The 18349-nt window shown below is 51.6% G+C and carries 17 protein-coding genes; 6 read left to right on the forward strand and 11 right to left on the reverse strand.

The window, feature by feature from the left end; all coding sequences use genetic code 11:
• Window positions 1-37 precede the first annotated feature (37 nt).
• The 4 genes from UNDYM_RS27035 to UNDYM_RS27050 all read right to left on the reverse strand — a co-directional run bounded on the left by UNDYM_RS27035 (window position 38) and on the right by UNDYM_RS27050 (window position 2859).
• Window positions 38-856, reverse strand: a complete 819-nt coding sequence (locus tag UNDYM_RS27035; protein WP_162043919.1) for an anti-sigma factor — start codon at window positions 854-856, stop codon at window positions 38-40.
• Window positions 857-869: 13 nt separating this feature from the next.
• Window positions 870-1385 carry a sigma-70 family RNA polymerase sigma factor gene (locus UNDYM_RS27040; protein WP_162043920.1) on the reverse strand — a complete coding sequence of 172 codons (516 nt, stop codon included), beginning with the start codon at window positions 1383-1385 and terminating at the stop codon, window positions 870-872.
• 43 nt (window positions 1386-1428) lie between these two features.
• Complete coding sequence (locus UNDYM_RS27045) at window positions 1429-1803, reverse strand: hypothetical protein (protein WP_162043921.1); 375 nt, start codon at window positions 1801-1803, stop codon at window positions 1429-1431.
• Window positions 1804-2019: 216 nt separating this feature from the next.
• On the reverse strand, window positions 2020-2859 hold the full coding sequence (locus tag UNDYM_RS27050; protein ID WP_162043922.1) for a hypothetical protein: 840 nt from the start codon (window positions 2857-2859) through the stop codon (window positions 2020-2022).
• 309 nt (window positions 2860-3168) lie between these two features.
• Here UNDYM_RS27050 and UNDYM_RS27055 point away from each other — a divergent pair, with 309 nt between their 5' ends.
• From UNDYM_RS27055 to UNDYM_RS27075, 5 genes are all read left to right on the forward strand, one after another.
• Window positions 3169-5025 (forward strand): glycoside hydrolase family 13 protein, encoded by a 1857-nt coding sequence (locus UNDYM_RS27055; RefSeq protein ID WP_162043923.1) that lies wholly within the window; start codon window positions 3169-3171, stop codon window positions 5023-5025.
• Window positions 5026-5232: 207 nt separating this feature from the next.
• Window positions 5233-6366 carry an aspartate-semialdehyde dehydrogenase gene (locus tag UNDYM_RS27060; protein WP_232063613.1) on the forward strand — a complete coding sequence of 378 codons (1134 nt, stop codon included), beginning with the start codon at window positions 5233-5235 and terminating at the stop codon, window positions 6364-6366.
• 57 nt (window positions 6367-6423) lie between these two features.
• Entirely contained in the window at window positions 6424-7317 is an 894-nt protein-coding gene (locus UNDYM_RS27065; RefSeq protein ID WP_232063614.1) for a DMT family transporter, read from the forward strand.
• Window positions 7318-7460: 143 nt separating this feature from the next.
• Window positions 7461-7682 carry a hypothetical protein gene (locus tag UNDYM_RS27070; RefSeq protein WP_162043924.1) on the forward strand — a complete coding sequence of 74 codons (222 nt, stop codon included), beginning with the start codon at window positions 7461-7463 and terminating at the stop codon, window positions 7680-7682.
• Between the two features lie 20 nt (window positions 7683-7702).
• Window positions 7703-8293, forward strand: coding sequence for a hypothetical protein (locus UNDYM_RS27075; protein WP_162043925.1), 591 nt, complete (start codon window positions 7703-7705; stop codon window positions 8291-8293).
• A gap of 242 nt (window positions 8294-8535) precedes the next feature.
• Here UNDYM_RS27075 and UNDYM_RS27080 read toward each other — a convergent pair whose 3' ends face one another.
• The 7 genes from UNDYM_RS27080 to UNDYM_RS27110 all read right to left on the reverse strand — a co-directional run bounded on the left by UNDYM_RS27080 (window position 8536) and on the right by UNDYM_RS27110 (window position 16669).
• Window positions 8536-10938 (reverse strand): TonB-dependent siderophore receptor, encoded by a 2403-nt coding sequence (locus tag UNDYM_RS27080; RefSeq protein WP_162043926.1) that lies wholly within the window; start codon window positions 10936-10938, stop codon window positions 8536-8538.
• A 164-nt stretch (window positions 10939-11102) separates the two neighbouring features.
• A complete protein-coding gene (locus tag UNDYM_RS27085) occupies window positions 11103-11909 on the reverse strand; it encodes a helical backbone metal receptor (protein ID WP_370529415.1) in 807 nt (268 codons plus the stop codon).
• On the reverse strand, window positions 11906-12688 hold the full coding sequence (locus UNDYM_RS27090; RefSeq protein WP_162043927.1) for an SDR family oxidoreductase: 783 nt from the start codon (window positions 12686-12688) through the stop codon (window positions 11906-11908). Before UNDYM_RS27090 ends, UNDYM_RS27085 begins: the two co-directional genes overlap by 4 nt.
• A gap of 56 nt (window positions 12689-12744) precedes the next feature.
• Entirely contained in the window at window positions 12745-13515 is a 771-nt protein-coding gene (locus UNDYM_RS27095; protein ID WP_162043928.1) for a thiol:disulfide interchange protein DsbA/DsbL, read from the reverse strand.
• Window positions 13516-13576: 61 nt separating this feature from the next.
• Window positions 13577-14215, reverse strand: a complete 639-nt coding sequence (locus UNDYM_RS27100) for an SPOR domain-containing protein (protein ID WP_162043929.1) — start codon at window positions 14213-14215, stop codon at window positions 13577-13579.
• Window positions 14216-14267: 52 nt separating this feature from the next.
• Entirely contained in the window at window positions 14268-15980 is a 1713-nt protein-coding gene (gene argS, locus UNDYM_RS27105; RefSeq protein WP_162043930.1) for an arginine--tRNA ligase, read from the reverse strand.
• A 158-nt stretch (window positions 15981-16138) separates the two neighbouring features.
• Window positions 16139-16669 carry a DUF6622 family protein gene (locus tag UNDYM_RS27110; RefSeq protein WP_162043931.1) on the reverse strand — a complete coding sequence of 177 codons (531 nt, stop codon included), beginning with the start codon at window positions 16667-16669 and terminating at the stop codon, window positions 16139-16141.
• 207 nt (window positions 16670-16876) lie between these two features.
• On the opposite strand from UNDYM_RS27110, the gene UNDYM_RS27115 reads away from it, so the two are divergent.
• Complete coding sequence (locus UNDYM_RS27115) at window positions 16877-17785, forward strand: recombination-associated protein RdgC (RefSeq protein ID WP_162043932.1); 909 nt, start codon at window positions 16877-16879, stop codon at window positions 17783-17785.
• The last annotated feature ends 564 nt before the right edge of the window (window positions 17786-18349 follow it).

Here is an 18349-nt window from a genome sequence, read left to right on the forward strand (position 1 = left end):
ACTTAGCGTGACAAATCTCTTGGACGATGGAACTGGCTCAGGAAGGTTTTTCCAGTTGCTCATAGACGGCATTGGAAATGCGTGCGAGTTCTGCTTTGCTGATACTGCCCGACAAGGCATAGCCAAACTTGCCATCGACCCAGTAAAACACATTGACCTTGCCATCTTGCAGGAATTTGAAACCGGTATCCTTGTTTTGCACCTGGTCATTGCTGACGTACAGGGTCAGGCGCTGGCCGGTCGCATCCTGATACATGAACTGTGCGACCGGGCCAGTGCCGCCCGGCAAAAGGCGGCCACCAACCAGCTCATACGATAGTTTGCCGAGCTTGGGTGCACGCATGGGGCTGCCCATGCGTTTGGACAGCCAGGCAACCAGTTGTTCTTCCTGCTCTGCCCCCACTTCTACCGGGCGGCGCACGTCAGGACTATATACGAGATGCGCCACCGCAGCCTGATGGGCAAAGCCTGCCGCGCCATGAACACCATTTTTTTGCACATCAGCCTGAGCCAGTACCGCGCTGGCATCACTGCGTGCATGCAACCACCAGCCACTGCTGGCACTGACAAAGGCAATGGCGACACCGGCAGCCAGATGACGCCAGCCCCAGACAGGCTGGTTGGCTGCCGCAATAGCTGGTCTCAGTATTGAACTGAGCCGGGCGGGCACAGGTTCATCAACAACAGGATCAAACAAGGCATGGAGGCCAGCATTCTGTTTGCGCCAGGCAGACACTTTTTCCTGCTCAGCCGGGTTCGCCTGCAGATAGCCTTCTACCTCTGCCAGGCGGGCGGCAGATAACTGGCCATCGACATAGGCATGCAAGTCTGCTTCGCTGATGGGCTCGTGTTTCATGTTCTGGCCTTGTTCACTTGACGACTTTCAAGACTGTACTGGTAGCGCGCATTTCCATAATGGCACGCAGTTTTTCGCGGCCACGCGACAGCCGCGACATCACGGTTCCCAAAGGGATATTCAAAGTAAGGGCAATATCTTCGTAACGCATTTCTTCCAGCACGACCAGTAATAATACTTCGCGCTGCTCCAGCGGCAATTGCAGCAATGCTGCCTGCAGGTCGCGTAATTCCAGGCCATGACTCTGGCTGGCGGCCATGGCGGGCAAGGATGCGTCTTCATCATCGAGCTCTACCGTAGTCAGCGATGGCTTGCGCAGTTGATCCAGCCGCAGATTGTGCATGATGCTGAATAACCAGGCGCGCATATCGCCATCCGGCAGGAATGAGCCCAGCTTCAGCCAACCGCGTTCCATGGTGTCTTGCACCAGATCATCCGCGCCCGCCCTGTCACCCACCAGCGCACGCGCATAGCGGCGCAGGCGGGGGATGCAGGCCAGTAACTGGCTGCGGCTATCTGACTGACTCATTTGTCAGACATTAAGTGGCTTGAAATTTATCGCACGACACGCTTTATTCCTTGACCAGGTGCCAGACATTTTTAAAATTGTCGCCAGTACGCTCACCGGCTTTTTTATCAGCCGCATACAGGTACAGCGGCTTGCCGTCATACGCCAGTTGGGTGCTGCCATCATCGCGGGTGACGACAGAATATTTACCGGATGGCAGCTTGGCGGGTACGGCAACTGGCGGCCAGTTGGTTGCGCAAGGGCCGTTGCAAGTGCTTTTGCCACTACCAGCAACGTCCTTGTCAAAGCTGTATAAAGTCATGCCAGTATCACTGACGAGTATGCCATCTGCGACCTTGGGTGCGGACTGGGCTTGGGCCAACCCGGCGATGAATGTGGCGCTAGTCAGCAGGGCAAGGCAAATTTGTCTGGTTTTCATCAAAAGTCTCCTGAAAATGTAAATGAAGTATAGGTGGCTAAACGAATGTCAGCAGCATTTGACGCGCAAACTGCTTACACAGGGATATACGTAAGCTGAGCAGTCTTTATTCCAGCCGTTTGAAAATTATTTTTTTCAGGTGGTTTTGTGCAAGCACAAAGCAAAAACCCGCCAGATTAGCTGACGGGTTCCAGTGACTTTAGAACTTCAGTAAAACTAGGCGGGTGCCCTGGTCGGGTCAGCCAGCATAGCCTGATAAAAAGGATCGGTTTGCGCTGCCAGATTAACCGCACCGGTAGTAGTAACAAATGCTGCATAAGGTGAAGCCGCCAGTGTCTGGTTACGCATTTTTATGTTTTTCTGGTTCCAGTCATTATTTTCTTTGCTTAATTTTTCATAAGCGACTTCATAGTTTTTAAGTTGATCACCCCATTCAGCCGAACCTTGCTCTGCTGTCGGGCGCTTGATCGAATTCACTGAATCCGGCCTTGGGTCAGTATTAAAGACCAGGTCTGCCGCCAGCAGATTGGGGCCACCGCCGGGATTGGATGGCGAGACAAAAGCCGATGGATTGGCCGGGTCATACACCCTGTAAGGGGCATGAGTAGGGTTGACTGCGGCAATGGTCGTGGTGGGAGCAGCTGGCGGCGTGGCAGCAGGTTTACTTGCGGCAGCCGTGGTTTTACTGCTGGCAGTTGTATCGCTGACACTGGCTACTGCTGTTGAACTCGCTGACGCGCCAGTGACTGCTGCCACCGTGCTTGCCGCCGCAGGAGGCACAGCAGGCGGCGGCGCCTGCAATTGCTCGCGCAAGGCTGTCAGTGTCGCCTGTATTTGCGCTGCCAGGTCGGTGGTCTTGGTATCTGCACCAAGGTCAGCGGCTTTCTCCTTGATAGTACTCACCAGTTCAGCTTTGGTTTCTGGCTTGACTGCTGCCTGCAATGCCGCCTTGAACTTGTCGGCACCCTGTTCTGCATCAGCCAGTCTGGATTTGAACTTGCTTTGCAAAGCCTGCACATCACCAAAAATCGAATTTAAGTTTGAAATATCCTGCATACATCCTCCCGGGATTGGGGCTGCGCTTTATATGCGCTAACGCCCTTGCTTTTGCTGAGACCACTCAGCCTGATTTGATAAGCTAGAAAATATCAAACAAAGTGACTGGATGAAGCTCAAAAAAGAGGCAATTTCTCGTTCTAGTTCCGGCTTTGTGGCCAGCATGCTTGCGACGGGCAAAAAGAGAAATGTAATCAAAATACATTTTCATCATGAATAAAATCCCTTAATAAACCGTAATAACTTAGAATAAGCATAAAAATGTAGTTTAAATACATAAAATACCAAACTTATTCATCAGGAGACGAGATGAAAACCCATGCCCTTGCAGGTCTGCTCATTAGTTTGTTTACCCTGTCAGCAGGACTGGTACAGGCCCAGCCAGCCATGGAACATGCGGAGCCCGCCTTCTGGTGGGTAGGGATGAAGAGTGACAAGCTGCAAATCATGCTGCATGGCAAACAAATTGCCACCTATACAGCACGTATCAATTATCCAGGCGTGCACATCAAGGGCATGCACAAACTCAGCAACCCCAATTATCTGTTTCTGGATTTACAGATTGCGTCAGCCGCCCGCGCAGGCAAATTCGAGATACGCATGCAACAGGGCACTCAGCAATTTTCCATTCCTTATGAACTCAGAGCGCGTGAGCCAGGATCGGCACAAAGGCAGGGATTTGGCCCAGCAGATGCAATCCTGAATCTTATGCCAGACCGCTTTGCCAATGGCGACACCAGCAATGACAGTCTGCCCGGCTTTGCCGACAAGCTGGACCGCAATGATGCCAGCGCTGGCCGCCATGGTGGCGACCTGAAAGGCATACGTGACCACTTGGATTACATTGCTGGCATGGGTTACACCATGCTCTGGCCTACGCCGGTCGTAGAGAATAATCAGCACGCTTATTCTTACCATGGCTATGCCGCCACCGATTATTACAAAGTCGATGCCCGCCTGGGCAGCAATGAAGAATATCTCCGGCTGGTAGCCGAAGCAAAAAAGAAAGGCATAGGTGTGATCCAGGATATCGTGCTGAATCACATAGGAGACGGCCACTGGTGGATGAAGGATTTGCCCGGCAAAGATTGGCTCAGTTACAACAGTGAATTTGTACCGACCTACCATGCGCGTACTACGGTCAGTGACCCGTATGCGTCTGCCATCGATAAAAAGAATTTCACCCAGGGCTGGTTTGAAGTGCACATGCCGGACATGAACCAGCGTAACCCGCTGGTGGCGAACTACCAGATACAAAATACCATCTGGTGGATAGAGTATGCCGGGCTGGCAGGCATACGGGCAGATACTTATGGCTATTCTGATCCAGCCTTTTTAACAGAGTGGTCGCGCCGTGTCATGCAGGAATACCCCCACCTGACACTGGTAGGTGAGGAATGGTCAGACAACCCCAACCTGGTGGCGCACTGGCTGCGCGGGCACAAGAATGCGAATGGCTATGTCTCGCATATGCCCAGCATGATGGACTATCCCTTGCACGATACGCTGCGCAAAGCTTTGGTCGCGCCAGAAAACCTGCATTCCGGCTTTGCCACTTTGTATGAAGCCCTGATCAATGACCAGCTCTACCCACAACCATCAGCGATGGTGCTGTTTGAGGGCAATCATGATGTCAGCCGCCTGTACAGCGCACTTGATGAAGACCTGGATTTATTCAAGATGGCGATCACCTATATCGCCACCATGCCGCGCACGCCACAGTTTTATTATGGCACCGAGATTTTAATGACCAGCACCAAACACAGGGATGACGGTGCATTCCGAAAAGACTTTCCCGGTGGCTGGACAGGGGATGCAGTAAATGCGTTCACCGGTGCAGGTCTGAATGCCAGACAACTGGAAGCACAAGCCTTTATCAAAAACCTGCTGAACTGGCGCAAGACCCAGCGCACTATCCACCAAGGCAAGCTCATGCACTTTGCGCCGCAAGATGGCATCTATGTGTACTTCCGCTATGACCAGAAGCACAAAATCATGGTGGTGATGAACAAGAATACGGCTGAGACAGAATTGGCGACAACACGCTTTGCAGAAATCTTGCCTGCAAACGCCAAGGCCAAAGATGTGATCACTGGACAGGAATTTGAACAGACGCAACAACTCAAAGTGCCTGCGCGTGGCGTCCTGCTGCTGGAAATTATGTAGGCTTGAATCGGCAAAACCGACGGCTTGATCGTCTTTATCAAGTCTGTTACCATCAATTTATGAAAAGCCACTTTGCATCCACGCTGAGCATTAAGACCACCATTATCGCAATGGTGGGTTAGCGCTTTTTCATTTTTTCGCAACCCGCCTACGAGGCGGGTGCATCTAGCTTGATACCTGTCTCCTGGCCACTTTAAGGAGATTTACATGGCATCAAATTTTAATCATCAAGATCATCAGGCTTCCGTTGCCAGTCCAGCGCGACCGTCACGCTCTGCCTTGTCGCTCGAACATTACCCCCATGGCATGCATGTAGGTGTCGTCGGCGCAACTGGCCTGGTCGGTGAATTCATGCTCAAGCTGCTGGAAGAACGCGATTTCCCGGTACGCTCACTGCGCCTGTTTGCGTCTGCGCGTTCTGCCGGAAAATCACTGAACTGGAAAGGCAGCCAGATCGTCGTTGAAGATGCGGCGACGGCTGATTATGCTGACCTCGATATCGTGTTTTTCTCGGCGGGTGGAGAAACCTCCTTGCGCCTGGCACCGGTAGTCGCGGCTGCGGGTGCGCTGGTCATCGATAATTCCTCGGCATGGCGCATGGACCCTGCGGTGCCGCTGGTGGTGGCAGAAGTCAATCCTTATGGCCTGGCAAATATCCCCAAGGGCATCATCGCAAACCCCAACTGCACGACCATGGCTGCCATGCCTGTGCTGAAGCCCCTGCATGATAAGGCTGGCTTGCGGCGTCTGGTCGTCAGCACTTATCAGGCTGTGTCTGGTGGTGGTGTTGCGGGCGTCGAAGAGCTGGCAAACCAGATGCAAAAAGCAGGTGAGGATTGCACCAGGCTGGTCAATGATGGTGCTGGCATAGACTTTCCCGCACCGAAGAAATGGCAGGTGCCGATTGCCTATAATGTCGTGCCCTACAACTATCAAGTTGTTGAAGATGGTTATACCGAAGAAGAGATCAAGCTGCGTAATGAAAGTCGCAAGATACTTGGTATCCCGGAATTGAGCATCTCCTGCACCTGTGTGCGTGTGCCAGTCTTTACAGGACATTCACTGTCCATCAATGCAGAATTCGAAAAAAGCATCTCAGCAGATGCAGCGCTTGAGTTACTGAGCTGTGCTGCCGGTGTGGTCGTTACTGAAGTGCCCAATCCCTTGATGGCGACTGGCCGCGATCCTGTATTCGTTGGCAGGGTGCGCCCTGACCCTACGGTAGCACATGGCCTGGCGCTATTCGTCAGTGGCGACAATCTGCGCAAGGGTGCCGCCCTGAATGCAATACAGATAGCCGAAGTGATCTATGAACAAGGTTTGCGCAGCATGCACAAGTGAAAACCAGGGGCTTGATTTTGGTGTAGGCTAACAGGCTTTTGCATTGCCTGGATTATCGTGAACAAAGCCCCTGTCTCTACCTATCTGAAACTTGTCTGTGTCGCCCTGTTCTGGGGTGGCACTTTCATTGCCGGACGCCTGGTCGCCAAAGAGATACCGCACATGATTGCGGCCTTTATCCGTTTTGCTGTTGCCTGCGTTTTATTGTTATTGCTGGCCTGGCGTCTCGAAGGTGGCTTGCCCAAACTCAGCAAGCAGCAAATGCATGCGACCTTTGCACTCGGTGCGACCGGCATCTTCTTGTATAACCTGTGCTTTTTTGCAGCGCTGGAAAACATGCCCGCCGGGCGCACTGCCCTGTTTGTGGCATTGAACCCGATAGTCACCGCGCTGGCACTGGCGCTGCTATTTGGAGAAAGGCTCAGCAAAATACGCTGGCTGGGCATCATGGTGGCCTTTGCCGGTGCGGCAGTGGTGATTACCCGTGGTGACTTGATGAGTGCCATGCATGATTTATCGCAATCGCTGGGCAAGGGTGAGCTGTTTATGCTGACAGCGATTTGCGGCTGGGCCGCCTACACCATCATAGGGCGTCACGCCCTGAAGGGACTGTCACCGATTGCAGCCACTACTTATGCGTCACTATGGGGTCTGCTCTTGCTGGGCCTGGGTGCAGTACTGGAATTACCGCGCTTTGAACCCGCCCGCCTGAGCTGGCAAGTACTGGCTTCGCTGGTATATCTGGGTGCGTTTGGCACAGTCATCGGTTTTGTCTGGTACTACGAAGGCGTGAAAAGCATAGGCCCGGCACGCACGGCGGTGTTCAATAACCTGGTGCCGGTATTTGGTATCAGCCTCGGTGCGCTGATACTGGGTGAACCTATTTTGCCATCGATGATAGTCGGTGGCTTGCTGGTTATTGCCGGAGTAACGCTGACCAACAGGACTTGAGTAAAGAGCGAGTAAAAACCTGAATAAGCAGAACTGAATATCATTTCATTTTTTGACATTGCAACCCTACTGACAAACTGTTCATTACCATAGATAGCATCGTTGTAGATATAGATGCTTTCAGCAAAGGCTTAACTACTGACTTGACATTTGGTCTGACTGGCACCATGGTTACTGGTGACTACATCACGAATGCAAGTTATGTCAGCCCCGGCAAAGATGAAATCAAACATAGCTACAAGCACGCGATTCATACCATGGTAAGTAATGCTGACGGTCCCAAGGGATTGCAGCCTGTACCCAAGGTTGAGGCAATACGCGGGGTTACAGAGGGATTGCTGCTAAATTTTCGGAATGACATGTAAAAAAATGGGGAACTGAATAAATGAAAACAACATGTGCCACGGTAACAAACAAGGGACAAACATGGCTTGCTTCGCTCGCCATATTGCTATTTTCTTTGATGCTGACTGCATGTACTGCAATAGCGCCGGCTTACCAGGCCACCGTAGATAATGTCAAGATACTGCAAACCATGCCAGACAATGCCTGGGCAGAGCCTGGTCACTTTAGCGTCGTGGACGAAAGCATGAATCAACTTCGGATACGCGGCAATCCATATAATTCACCGTTCAATAATTCATATGCAGAATATATCAAAGAAGCTTTGCGTACTGAACTACAAAGTGCCGGCAGGTTGGGAAACAAGACCAATGCTGTTATCAGTGGGCTAGTATTAAAGAATGACCTTGATGGTTCATTCGGAATTGGAAAAGCCAGTGTTATTGTACGCTTCACCGTTACAAAGAGCGGCAAACCCATTTATGAAAAAGTAGCCATTGGCGAGACCAAATGGGACTCTTCATTGATGGCTGCATTGGCTATCCCGGACGCACAACGCAATCATGCTGAAGCAGTGAAGCAAATGTTAGGCAAATTATTTGCAGACCCCAACTTCCAAAAGGCAATTCAATGAAATTGAGGGTCTGAAAAAGTCTGACGGATGCATGTAAAAATTCTTGCCTGAAGCTAGGCTGGACGCTATCACCAACGTCCAGCCTTTTTTATTGGCTTGCGCATTGCTTGAAATATGCTCAGGCAGTCAGCTTCGGAATTTGCCTGAGCAGTTAGTCCTGATATCTCATTTCCTCATAAAAAACGGCCTGACATGCAGACCGCTTTTTTATTCAGGAGATACTAAGCCTCCATATCGCTGGATCAGAACTTTTTCCAGAGTTTCAGGAAGTAAGAAGCACCACCGAGACCAAACTGTACGCTGTCATAGTAGAAACCATTGTCGGTTTCATTCGGGTCCTGACGAGTCGGTTTGACGTTGAACACATTATTGCCGCCTATGGTCAGCTTGGTGGTGTCATTGAAGGCATAAGTCAGAGCCACGTCTGCCGAGGTTTTAGGTTCGTAATAGGCATTTGGTACACCAGCGGCTGTGCCTGAGAAAGTACCCAGGGTTTGTGAGCCGTAATGGATGACCTTGAACTCGCCTGCCCATGGCCCCTGCTCATAATTGAAGGCCAGAGTGGCTTTCATTCTTGGGCCGCCTTGCTCTATGAAAAGGCGCTCACGTTCAGACAGCAAGACATCTTCATAGCCTTTCAGGGATGCCGGAGCCTGTACCTTGGTGACTTCAGTCTTGCTGTAGTTCAAACCCAGATAAGTCGATAATTTGCCCGCACCCAGATTGGTTTTATGGGATGCCGTCAAATCCAGTCCCTGGGTCTTGGTATTGATGGAATTGACAAAGAACTGTGCCTGACCCACACCCAGTGCTTGCAGAGTAGTACCCAGAGCAGGGTAATTGTCAGCATCAAAACGACCTGACAAGACGATGCGGTCAGCGATGTCTATGCGGTACAAATCGGCTGTCATGGCAAATGCACTATTCGGTTTGAAAGTCAGGCCGAATGTGTAGTTTTTCGAAGTTTCATCTTTCAGTTTAGGTATGCCTGCGGCATTCGCCACTGCACCGCCATTCGGTGCCAGTACGACGTCCATAGGCTTGCCGCTGATGAAGTCGGTAAAGGTGGAAGAGAAATACACTTGTTGCAGCGACGGTGCGCGGAAGCCTGTGCTGATGGAACCGCGCATCAGGACATCATCAGACACCTTGTAACTGCCTGCCAGTTTGCCAGTCAGGGTAGAACCAAAGTCGCTATAACGCTCGCCACGGACCGCTGTCTGCAGCTTGAAGAGTTTGGTGACGTCGGTTTCTACATCGACATAGGCAGCGACACTGTTCCTGTTCTTGTCGGTACGGTCACCAGGCTGGAAGCCGGGGAAGCCCTGGCTACCGGCATTACCACCAAAACCCAGACCATCAACATCATTGTAAGAGCCTGGTTCACCAGCGTTAATTTTGTAGTTTTCACGACGGTATTCAGCACCGAAGGCGACGTTGACGCCATTCATGAAGCCATCAAAGAAGCGGCTGAAGTCCAGATTGGTCGTCGCTTGCGAGAAAGAAAAACCACCGGCATTAAAACTGCTGGGGCTGATACCCTTGCCACCGGCCAGCAAGTCCTTGTTGGCGATGGAGGCGTTCAGGGTATTGCTGATGTTGTATTTGAGTTCGTTGAAACCATAGGTCTGCGACAGGTCAGCACGCCATTCGCCGATATCCCATTTATAGCCTACGGTGCCATAGATGTCATTGATATCGCCATTGATGTAGGGTACAAAGCCATTCGGATACATGGCAGCAGAATTGCGGGAAGGGATGTCGTCAGAACCTATACCACCGCGTGCCCAGGCAGCAGAAGATGCCTTACGTTGTTGTGTACCCAGGGTGAAATACAGTTTGTCATTGCCGCCGTTGGGTACTTCACCGTTAAGGTAAACGGTAGGGCCAGTGACCTTGGTGTCGCCAATAGTACGTGGGTTACCTGGGTCAGCGCGATTCGAGCGGCCACGGTCGGTATATTCCACCGTGATGCCCAATACGCCTTTTTCACCGAGGGCGATACCGCAATAGGCGGATGGCAGATAGTTTTTACCATCGCCGACAGAGTACTGGCTGTAACCAAAACTGGCTTCGCAACCGAGGTTTTTCTTGAGGGTGATGTCCATGACACCGGCAATCGCGTCAGAGCCGTACTGGGCGGCTGCACCATCGCGCAAGACTTGCACATTGCTGATGGCCATGACGGGTATCGCATTCAGGTCAGTACCGGTATTACCACGGTTGCGGGCGCCAAACAGGTTAACCAGCGATACCGTGTGACGACGCTTGCCGTTCACCAGTACCAGGGTCTGGTCTGAACCCAGGCCACGCAAGGCAGCAGAATCCACCAGATCGGCACCATCAGCACCGGTCTGGCGGGTGGAATTGAAGGAAGGCGAGATATTGGCCAAAGTCTGTGCCAGGTCAAACTGACCACCCTGCTCTGCTGCTTTGGATACCGAGATAAAATCCACAGGCAGTGGCGTATTGGTGGCGCTGGTATTGGCACGGCGCGAACCAACGATGGTCATGGTTTGTATGGCTGGGTCTGTGGCTTTTTCTGCTGCGGGAGCAGTTTGCGCACTCACCATGGCGGGAGTGAAAACAGTTGCTGCACTTGCACCATACAGGGCAAGTAAAATCGCTTTGCGCATCTTACTCATAACAAACTTCTCCAAGAATATATAGAAAACCTTAACTGGTATGCCCAGAAGTATGGTTGTCGACATATTAGAGTGTCAATTATTGTGCTATGCAGTGTGGCATTTTTGTGTAAATTGTATAGACGTATTTCGAATTTGGGGCGGATACGCAGAATTGCATAACCTTATTGCACAGACAATTGCTTCAGGTATTGCAAACCTGCAATTGCCCTGCTGCCATACCATGACAGCATTTCACCATCGACCAGTTGCACTGGCAGGCCCAGCTGCTTCTCCAGCGCATCAACATGGCTTTCAGTAAAGCGGTAAGGTTCGGTAGACAGCAAAACCCTGTCGATGGGATGCTGCATTGCACTAGTCCACTGAAAACCCGGGTAACGCAAGATGCTGTTGGGTGGCGACCAGGTTTGCCAGCCTATCAGCGCCAGCATGGCGGCGATGTAGGTGTCGCGGCTGACGGTCATCCACGGGTCTTGCCAGATGCAGTAGACGACTTGCTGAGAACTGGCCGGTGCAGGGTCCAGGGCAGCATAGGCAGTTTCAAACTGGTTACACAACTCCTGCGCTCTTTCCTGCGCAGCAAATATGCCACCCAGCAATTGATACAAGGCCAGATTGTCACGTGGCACCAGTGGGTGAGTGACGATGACATGGGGAATGAATTTTGCCAGCGCTTCTACTGTTGGTTTTTCATTTTCATCAATATTGACGATGAGGTGGGTAGGCGCCAGCTTACGGATTTTTTCTATATTCACATCCTTGGTGCCGCCTATCTTGGGGATAGTTTGCACTACGGACTTGGGATGTATGCAAAAACCGGTGCGGCCAACCAGACAAGGCGACAGCCCCAGCTCACAAACCAGTTCTGTGATGGAAGGCACCAGGCTGACGATACGCGGCTCAGCCGCAGCCCCGGCATTGACTACGTAGGGCTGATGCACGGTACCTAGCGCATCAATCAACATGCTCATGTCTGGTCTGCGGCACGCGGTTTGCGGCGTGCCCTGGCGAAAACTGCGTCGTACAGCCAGTTAGGCAAGATGCGCATTATCTTGGCGACCACGCCCATTTGCCAGGGGATCACGCGGTAAGTATTGCCGGCATCAATGGTCATTAGGGCAGAGGCACAAAAGGCCTTGACCGGCATCAGGAAAGGCATGGGGTAAGGGTTGCCCTTGGTCATGGGCGTATCGATATAGCCCGGCGCAATCGTCACAACGCGTATGCCACTATCGCGCAATTCTACCCGCAGCGATTCGCAATAACTGATGACCGCCGCCTTGGATGCACAATACGCACCCGCCCCCGGCAAGCCACGTATGCCAGCGACGCTGCCTATGCCGACCAGACGGCAATCAACATTGTGCGCGTAAGTTTTCATGGCATTGATGAAAGGTGAAAAAGTCGCCACTGTTGCTATCAGATTGGTTTGCAAGACGCTGTCAAACACCTTGATGTCGCCTGCATATTCACTGAGCGTACCGACCGAAATACCGGCATTGGCGATGACGATATTGACTTGCCCAACGGCTTGCATGAAATCATTGGCAGCCTTTGCCAGGGCCTCATGATCGGTGACATCCACGGCATAGATATGATGCTGGCCGGGATTAGGCAGGCTCTGCCGCAGTTCTTCCAGCACTTCCTGGCGGCGTGCCAGCAAGCCCAGGGTAACGCCTTGCTCAGCATACGCTCTGGCCAGCGCGGCACCTATGCCAGAAGATGCACCAGTGATGAAGACTGTTTTCATGTTATCCAATGAAAAAGTCCGCCGGGATGGCGGACTATCTATAACTCTATTGCTACTTATTTCTTTTTGGCTGCTGCCTTGGCTGAAGCCGCTGAACTGGCCGAAGCTGCAGAACTGGCTGAGGCTGCCGCAGGTGCCGCTGCTGGTGCGCCACTCTTCTCTTTTTGTATTTTGGCGATCAGACTATCAAGCACCTGTATGACTGCGTGGTTCTGTATGTCTTCTGTCACCCTGGTCATGGTCGAGACGGCCAGCACTGGTGAAGTCACAAAACGGCCATCAATGGCAATCGACGGTACACCGTCGATCTGGTAGGCATTTGCCAGTTGGGTGGCACGGCTGAGCTTGCTGGTGATAGAGAAAGAATTGTAGATGTCGGAGAATTTTTGCTTGTCCAGGCCGGACTTGGCAACGAATTCCATGATGTTGGCATCTGTTTGCAAGCGGTTGCGATCAACATGGAAAGCGTTGAAAGCCTTCATATGGTATTCATCTGCCTTGCCCATGGCTTCCATGGTGAAGTAGAGTTTTTGCTGTGGTACCAGGTCATGGAAATTCACGTGGATGCGCTTGAAGGAGATATTGTCGCCCTGCTTCTTCACCCATTCTGCCAGCAAAGGTTCCAGCGCATAGCAATGCGGACAAAAATAGCCAAAGAATTCAATGACTTCAATTTTCTTGCCACTATCAACAGGTTGAGGGCGTTTCAAGACCTGATATTCAACGCCAGGCTGAGGTGCAGTCGGGCTGGCATTGACGGCACCAACCACGAGAGACAGGCCAGCCAGCATGAACATGCGGCGTTTGATTTGACTGAAGAATTGCATCACGTTTCCTTTATTGATCGCTTTTTGTACGCTCATTGCACGTTGATTATTTACCGGTCTGTTATTTGACTGTGCGAACCACGGCAACATCCACACTATTCTCAGACAAGCGGGAACGGGTACGGTTCATTGTTTCGAGTTGGGTGTATGGGCCAAGGCGCACATGGTACATGGTGCCAGCGTCTGAATTTTTTTCCACAATACGTGCTTCAAAACCGATCAATGCCAGCTTGGCACGGCTGTTTTCTGCTGCCACCTGTTCCTTGAACGCACCAACCTGCAAAAAGTAAATATATTTTTCGTCAGTATTGTCGGCCTTGGCTGCAGCGGCAGCTTCTGCCCTCTCTGCTTTTTCGGCAGCTTTTTCTGCTGCCGTTTTTTCTGGCGGTTTGACTTCTACGGGTTTAACTGGCGGCGCTACTGTTTCAGCCGGTTTGCTGGCAGTCAGTTCCTTATTGGCCTCTTTGGCAGCATCCTTGTTGCCATACAGGGGCTTGTTAGGGTCCTGCAATTGCGTCAGCGGAACATCGGGTTTATCTGACTTGCCACCTTTATTGGTGAACGGCGTTGATGACTTGGTAATCACCATGGCCACGCCCACTGCAATAGCCAGACCGATTACCAGGCCGATGATGATGCCAGTCAGGGTGCTGCCGCGCTGGCTATTCTTTTGTTTTGGGGCGTTCTGTTGAGATTTCATGCGTCTCCGACGTGTTTTATGAGCTTGTTTGATTAGCTGAATATCTACTGGCTTACATCTTGTTAGGTGCGGATACACCTATCAATGCGAGACCATTACGCAAGACCTGGCGGGTTGCCAGCATCAGCGCCAACCTGGCCAGTTTGGTTGCTTCGTCATCCACCAATACCCGTTCGGCATTGTAATAGCTATGCAATTCACCTGCCAGATCACGCAGGTAAAAAGCAACCTGATGCGGGCCCAGTTCATCCAGAGCTTTTTCCAGGGCTTCAGGATACTCTGCCAGCTTGGCCAGCAAACTGGCTTCGCGCGGTGCGGTCAATGGTGACAGATCGACATTGGCCAGCGGTGCAAAAGCGGCTTCGTCCGTCGCATATTGCGCCAGTACCGAGCAGATACGGGCATGGGCATACTGTACGTAATACACCGGATTCTCATCTGAACGAGCGAGAGCGACATCGACATCAAACACGAATTCAGTATCCGCCTTGCGCGAAATCAGGAAGAAACGTACGGCATCACGGCCACGCTGTTCATCACCGCCGCCTGACCATTCAATCAGATCACGCACGGTCACGTAAGAACCGGCACGCTTGGAGATCTTGACCTCGGCACCATCCTTCATGACGGTGACCATCTTGTGCAGGATATAGTCGGGATAGCCTTGTGGTATACCTACATTCAAAGCCTGCAGGCCGCCACGTACACGGGCTATGGTGCCATGATGGTCACTGCCCTGTATATTGATGGCCTTGCGGTAACCACGCTCCCATTTGGTGACGTGATAAGCCACGTCCGGCACGAAATAGGTGTAAGTACCATCTGACTTTTTCATGACGCGGTCTTTGTCGTCACCATAGTCGGTCGTACGCAACCATAGTGCGCCATCCTGCTCATAGGTCTTGCCTGCCGCTTTAAGCGCAGCAACGGTGGTCTCTACCTTGTTGTCTTTGTACAGCGAAGTTTCAAGGTAGTAATTGTTAAACTTGACGCCAAAGGCCAGCAAGTCTGCGTCCTGCTCACGACGCAGGTAAGTCACACTGAACTGGCGTATGGATTCAATATCATCGACATTGCCACTGGCTGTGACGGGTGCGCAATCACCGGCAGAAACGGTTTGTTTCGCCAGGAAATCCTGTGCAATATCGGCGATGTAGTCGCCGTTATAGGCAGACTCTGGCCAGCCAGCCTCACCAGGCGCAAAGCCTTTGGCGCGCGCCTGTACTGACAAAGCCAGATTATTGATCTGTACACCGGCGTCGTTATAGTAAAACTCGCGGCTGACATCGTAGCCTTGTGCATCCAGCAAAGCAGACAGGGCATCGCCCAGAGCGCCCTGGCGGCCATGGCCTACATGCAGAGGGCCAGTGGGATTGGCGGAAACAAATTCGACCACCACTTTTTCCCCTGCACCACGCTGGCTTTTGCCGAACTCGGCACCCTTTTGCAGGACAGTCGTAACCACAGCCTGCTTCGCAGATGCTGCAAGACGGATATTGATGAAGCCTGGACCGGCAATTTCCACGCTGGCAACCAGCGGGCTATTTTGTGCTTCTACTGCTGCAACAACAGACTGTGCCAGTTCGCGCGGATTCTTGCGCAACGGCTTGGCGATCTGCATGGCGATATTGCAAGCTGCATCACCATGGGAAGGATCACGCGGGCGCTCCAGTGCTATCGTAGGCTTGAGCTCGGAACCGGCCAAGATAGGTTCAACCGCATTCTGGAATAGTTTCAGTAATTCTTGTTTTTGTTCAGCTAGCATGGCACGCAATTTTTATTGTATTTTGACAATAAATAAAATAAGGACAGGGGACATTATACTGTCTCACCCTGCCCCTGTCTGAGATGCCGCAAGCGAATCTTGCATCTTCTTGTTACGAATTACTACTCATCCTCCTGCTTTTGCTAGCCGATTGCCTTTTAAACCGTAGCAGAGCGGGTAAATACTGTGCTGGAAGACATTGCTTGTTTGTACATGATCAGGACACGCAGCATTTTGCCAAGGAACAAACCGTTGAACAGGCCGAACAATGCAGTGCTGATAACAGCGAACAACATGTTGCTATGCAGGGCAGGATTCACGTGCAAAGCTACATTGACAACATACTTCATGACAAAGATGGACATCATCATGACCAGCGGGCCCCAGCTACCACGGTAAAACACGGTGCCCTTGTCAGCCAGGATACGCACGTTCTTGTCGCTGACCATGTTCCAGGACACTGCCGCACCTGCTGTCATGGTTGCCAGCCACGCTGCCAGTACCAGAGGATCAGCACCGAAGCCAGACAATATGCCTTGTACCGACAAGGCCAGCATGACCAGAGGAATGATGACCACTGCCCTGACTGTCAGTTCGCGATCGACGCTGGACTTGATGCCACGGTAAGCCAGAAAGCCCAGGATTGCCCATACATACATTGGTGTGCCGCTGATGATTTGGTTCAACATGATGATCTCCTTGAATACTGTTTAGTAGGGTTTAGCGTTATTTCGCCGGTTTGTTTTGCTGCGATGGAAGAAGTATTGCAAAGCTGATCTGCCATGTATGCCAGAAAGCGACGAAGCGTTGGTTCTTGCCGCGAAAGAGGTGTTTTTGGTCGTGAGTGGCCCAGCGCAGACGTGTAGAATGCTAGGTTTTCTTCGTCTGGATACGCTATGTGGTTCAAGAATCTGCAAGTTTTTCGTCTGACAACTCCCTGGAAGATCACTGCTGAGGAGTTACATGCACAATTGTCACGTATTTCATTTTCGCAATGCGCTTCGAATGAAATGCAAAGCCAGGGCTGGGCACCACCACGCAATAATGATCAACTGGTGCATTGCGTCAATCAGCAATTCCTGATCTCGCTGGCAACAGAAAAAAAACTGCTGCCCTCCAGCGTGATCAACCAGGTCACCAAGGCACGTGCGCTGGAAATAGAAGAAGAACAAGGCTTCGCACCTGGTCGCAAGGCCATGAAAGACTTGAAAGAGCGCATCACTGAAGAATTGTTGCCACGCGCCTTTGGCGTCAAGCGCAATACCAATGTGTGGATAGACCCGGTGAACCGCTGGCTGGTCATCGATGCTTCGAGCCCATCCAAGGCTGATGAAGTCATCAAGCTCTTGCTGAAATGCTGCGACAAGCTGCCACTGGAAGGCCTGCGTACCAAGACTTCCCCACAGGCAGCCATGACAGGTTGGCTGGCCGGCAACGAGGCTCCGAAGGGCTTCACTATCGACCAGGATACCGAACTCAAGTCTTCGACTGAAGACAAGGCCACCGTGCGCTATGTACGCTACACCCTGGAGCCGGATGATATCCAGAAGCATATTACTGCTGGCAAACAATGCACCAAGCTGGCCCTGACCTGGGATGACAAAGTCAGCTTTGTCCTGACCGACACATTGACAATCAAGCGCATCAAACCGCTGGATGTGCTTGATGAAAGCAAGGACAAGGGTAGTAATGAAGAAGAGCGCTTTGATGCAGACTTTGTGCTGATGACTGCGGAGCTGGCCAGTTTGCTCAGTGATGTGGTATTTGCGCTGGATGGTGAGATGGAAGGTGCGCTGGCAGCTTGATAGCCACATGTGGTCACGGCAAGCTATGGCGTATGTGCTTTTTATTATTTGTCCAGTGATGGTGGACAAGGAAGACCTCCATAGCTTGCTTGTTAACATCGGAAAAACCACCGCTTGCAAACTCCGGTTTGCCCGGATTTGTTAAAATACTTCTAATTAGTGCAGCGACGATAGCATGTTCGGGATGACTGCAAAATTGCTTATTTTTTCAGCGGGAAGTTAGCATGCAATGTACTAAATGCCATTCAGACAACACTCAGAGACTGGAAGTAATTTTTGACCACGGTACTCAAAACATCAGTACGACCAGCCATACCAGCGGGACCGTCGCAGGAAATACTCCCGGAGTCGTAACTGGTACCACGTTTACCCAAGGCGTCTCACAGTCCAACATGGCCGCCAAAGCTGCACCGCCTTACAGAAAATCATATAGGGCGGGCGCCTTTCTCATTTTCATAGGTTTCGCCTGTCTCAACACCAGAGATCATCCTGCCCTGTTTTTTCTCTTATTTGCCGGTGCCGGTGGCTATTTGGTCCACAGGGCCAGAACTTACAATAAAACGG

This window comes from Undibacterium sp. YM2 (assembly GCF_009937975.1).
In the GTDB taxonomy this organism is placed as follows: Bacteria; Pseudomonadota; Gammaproteobacteria; order Burkholderiales; family Burkholderiaceae_D; genus Undibacterium.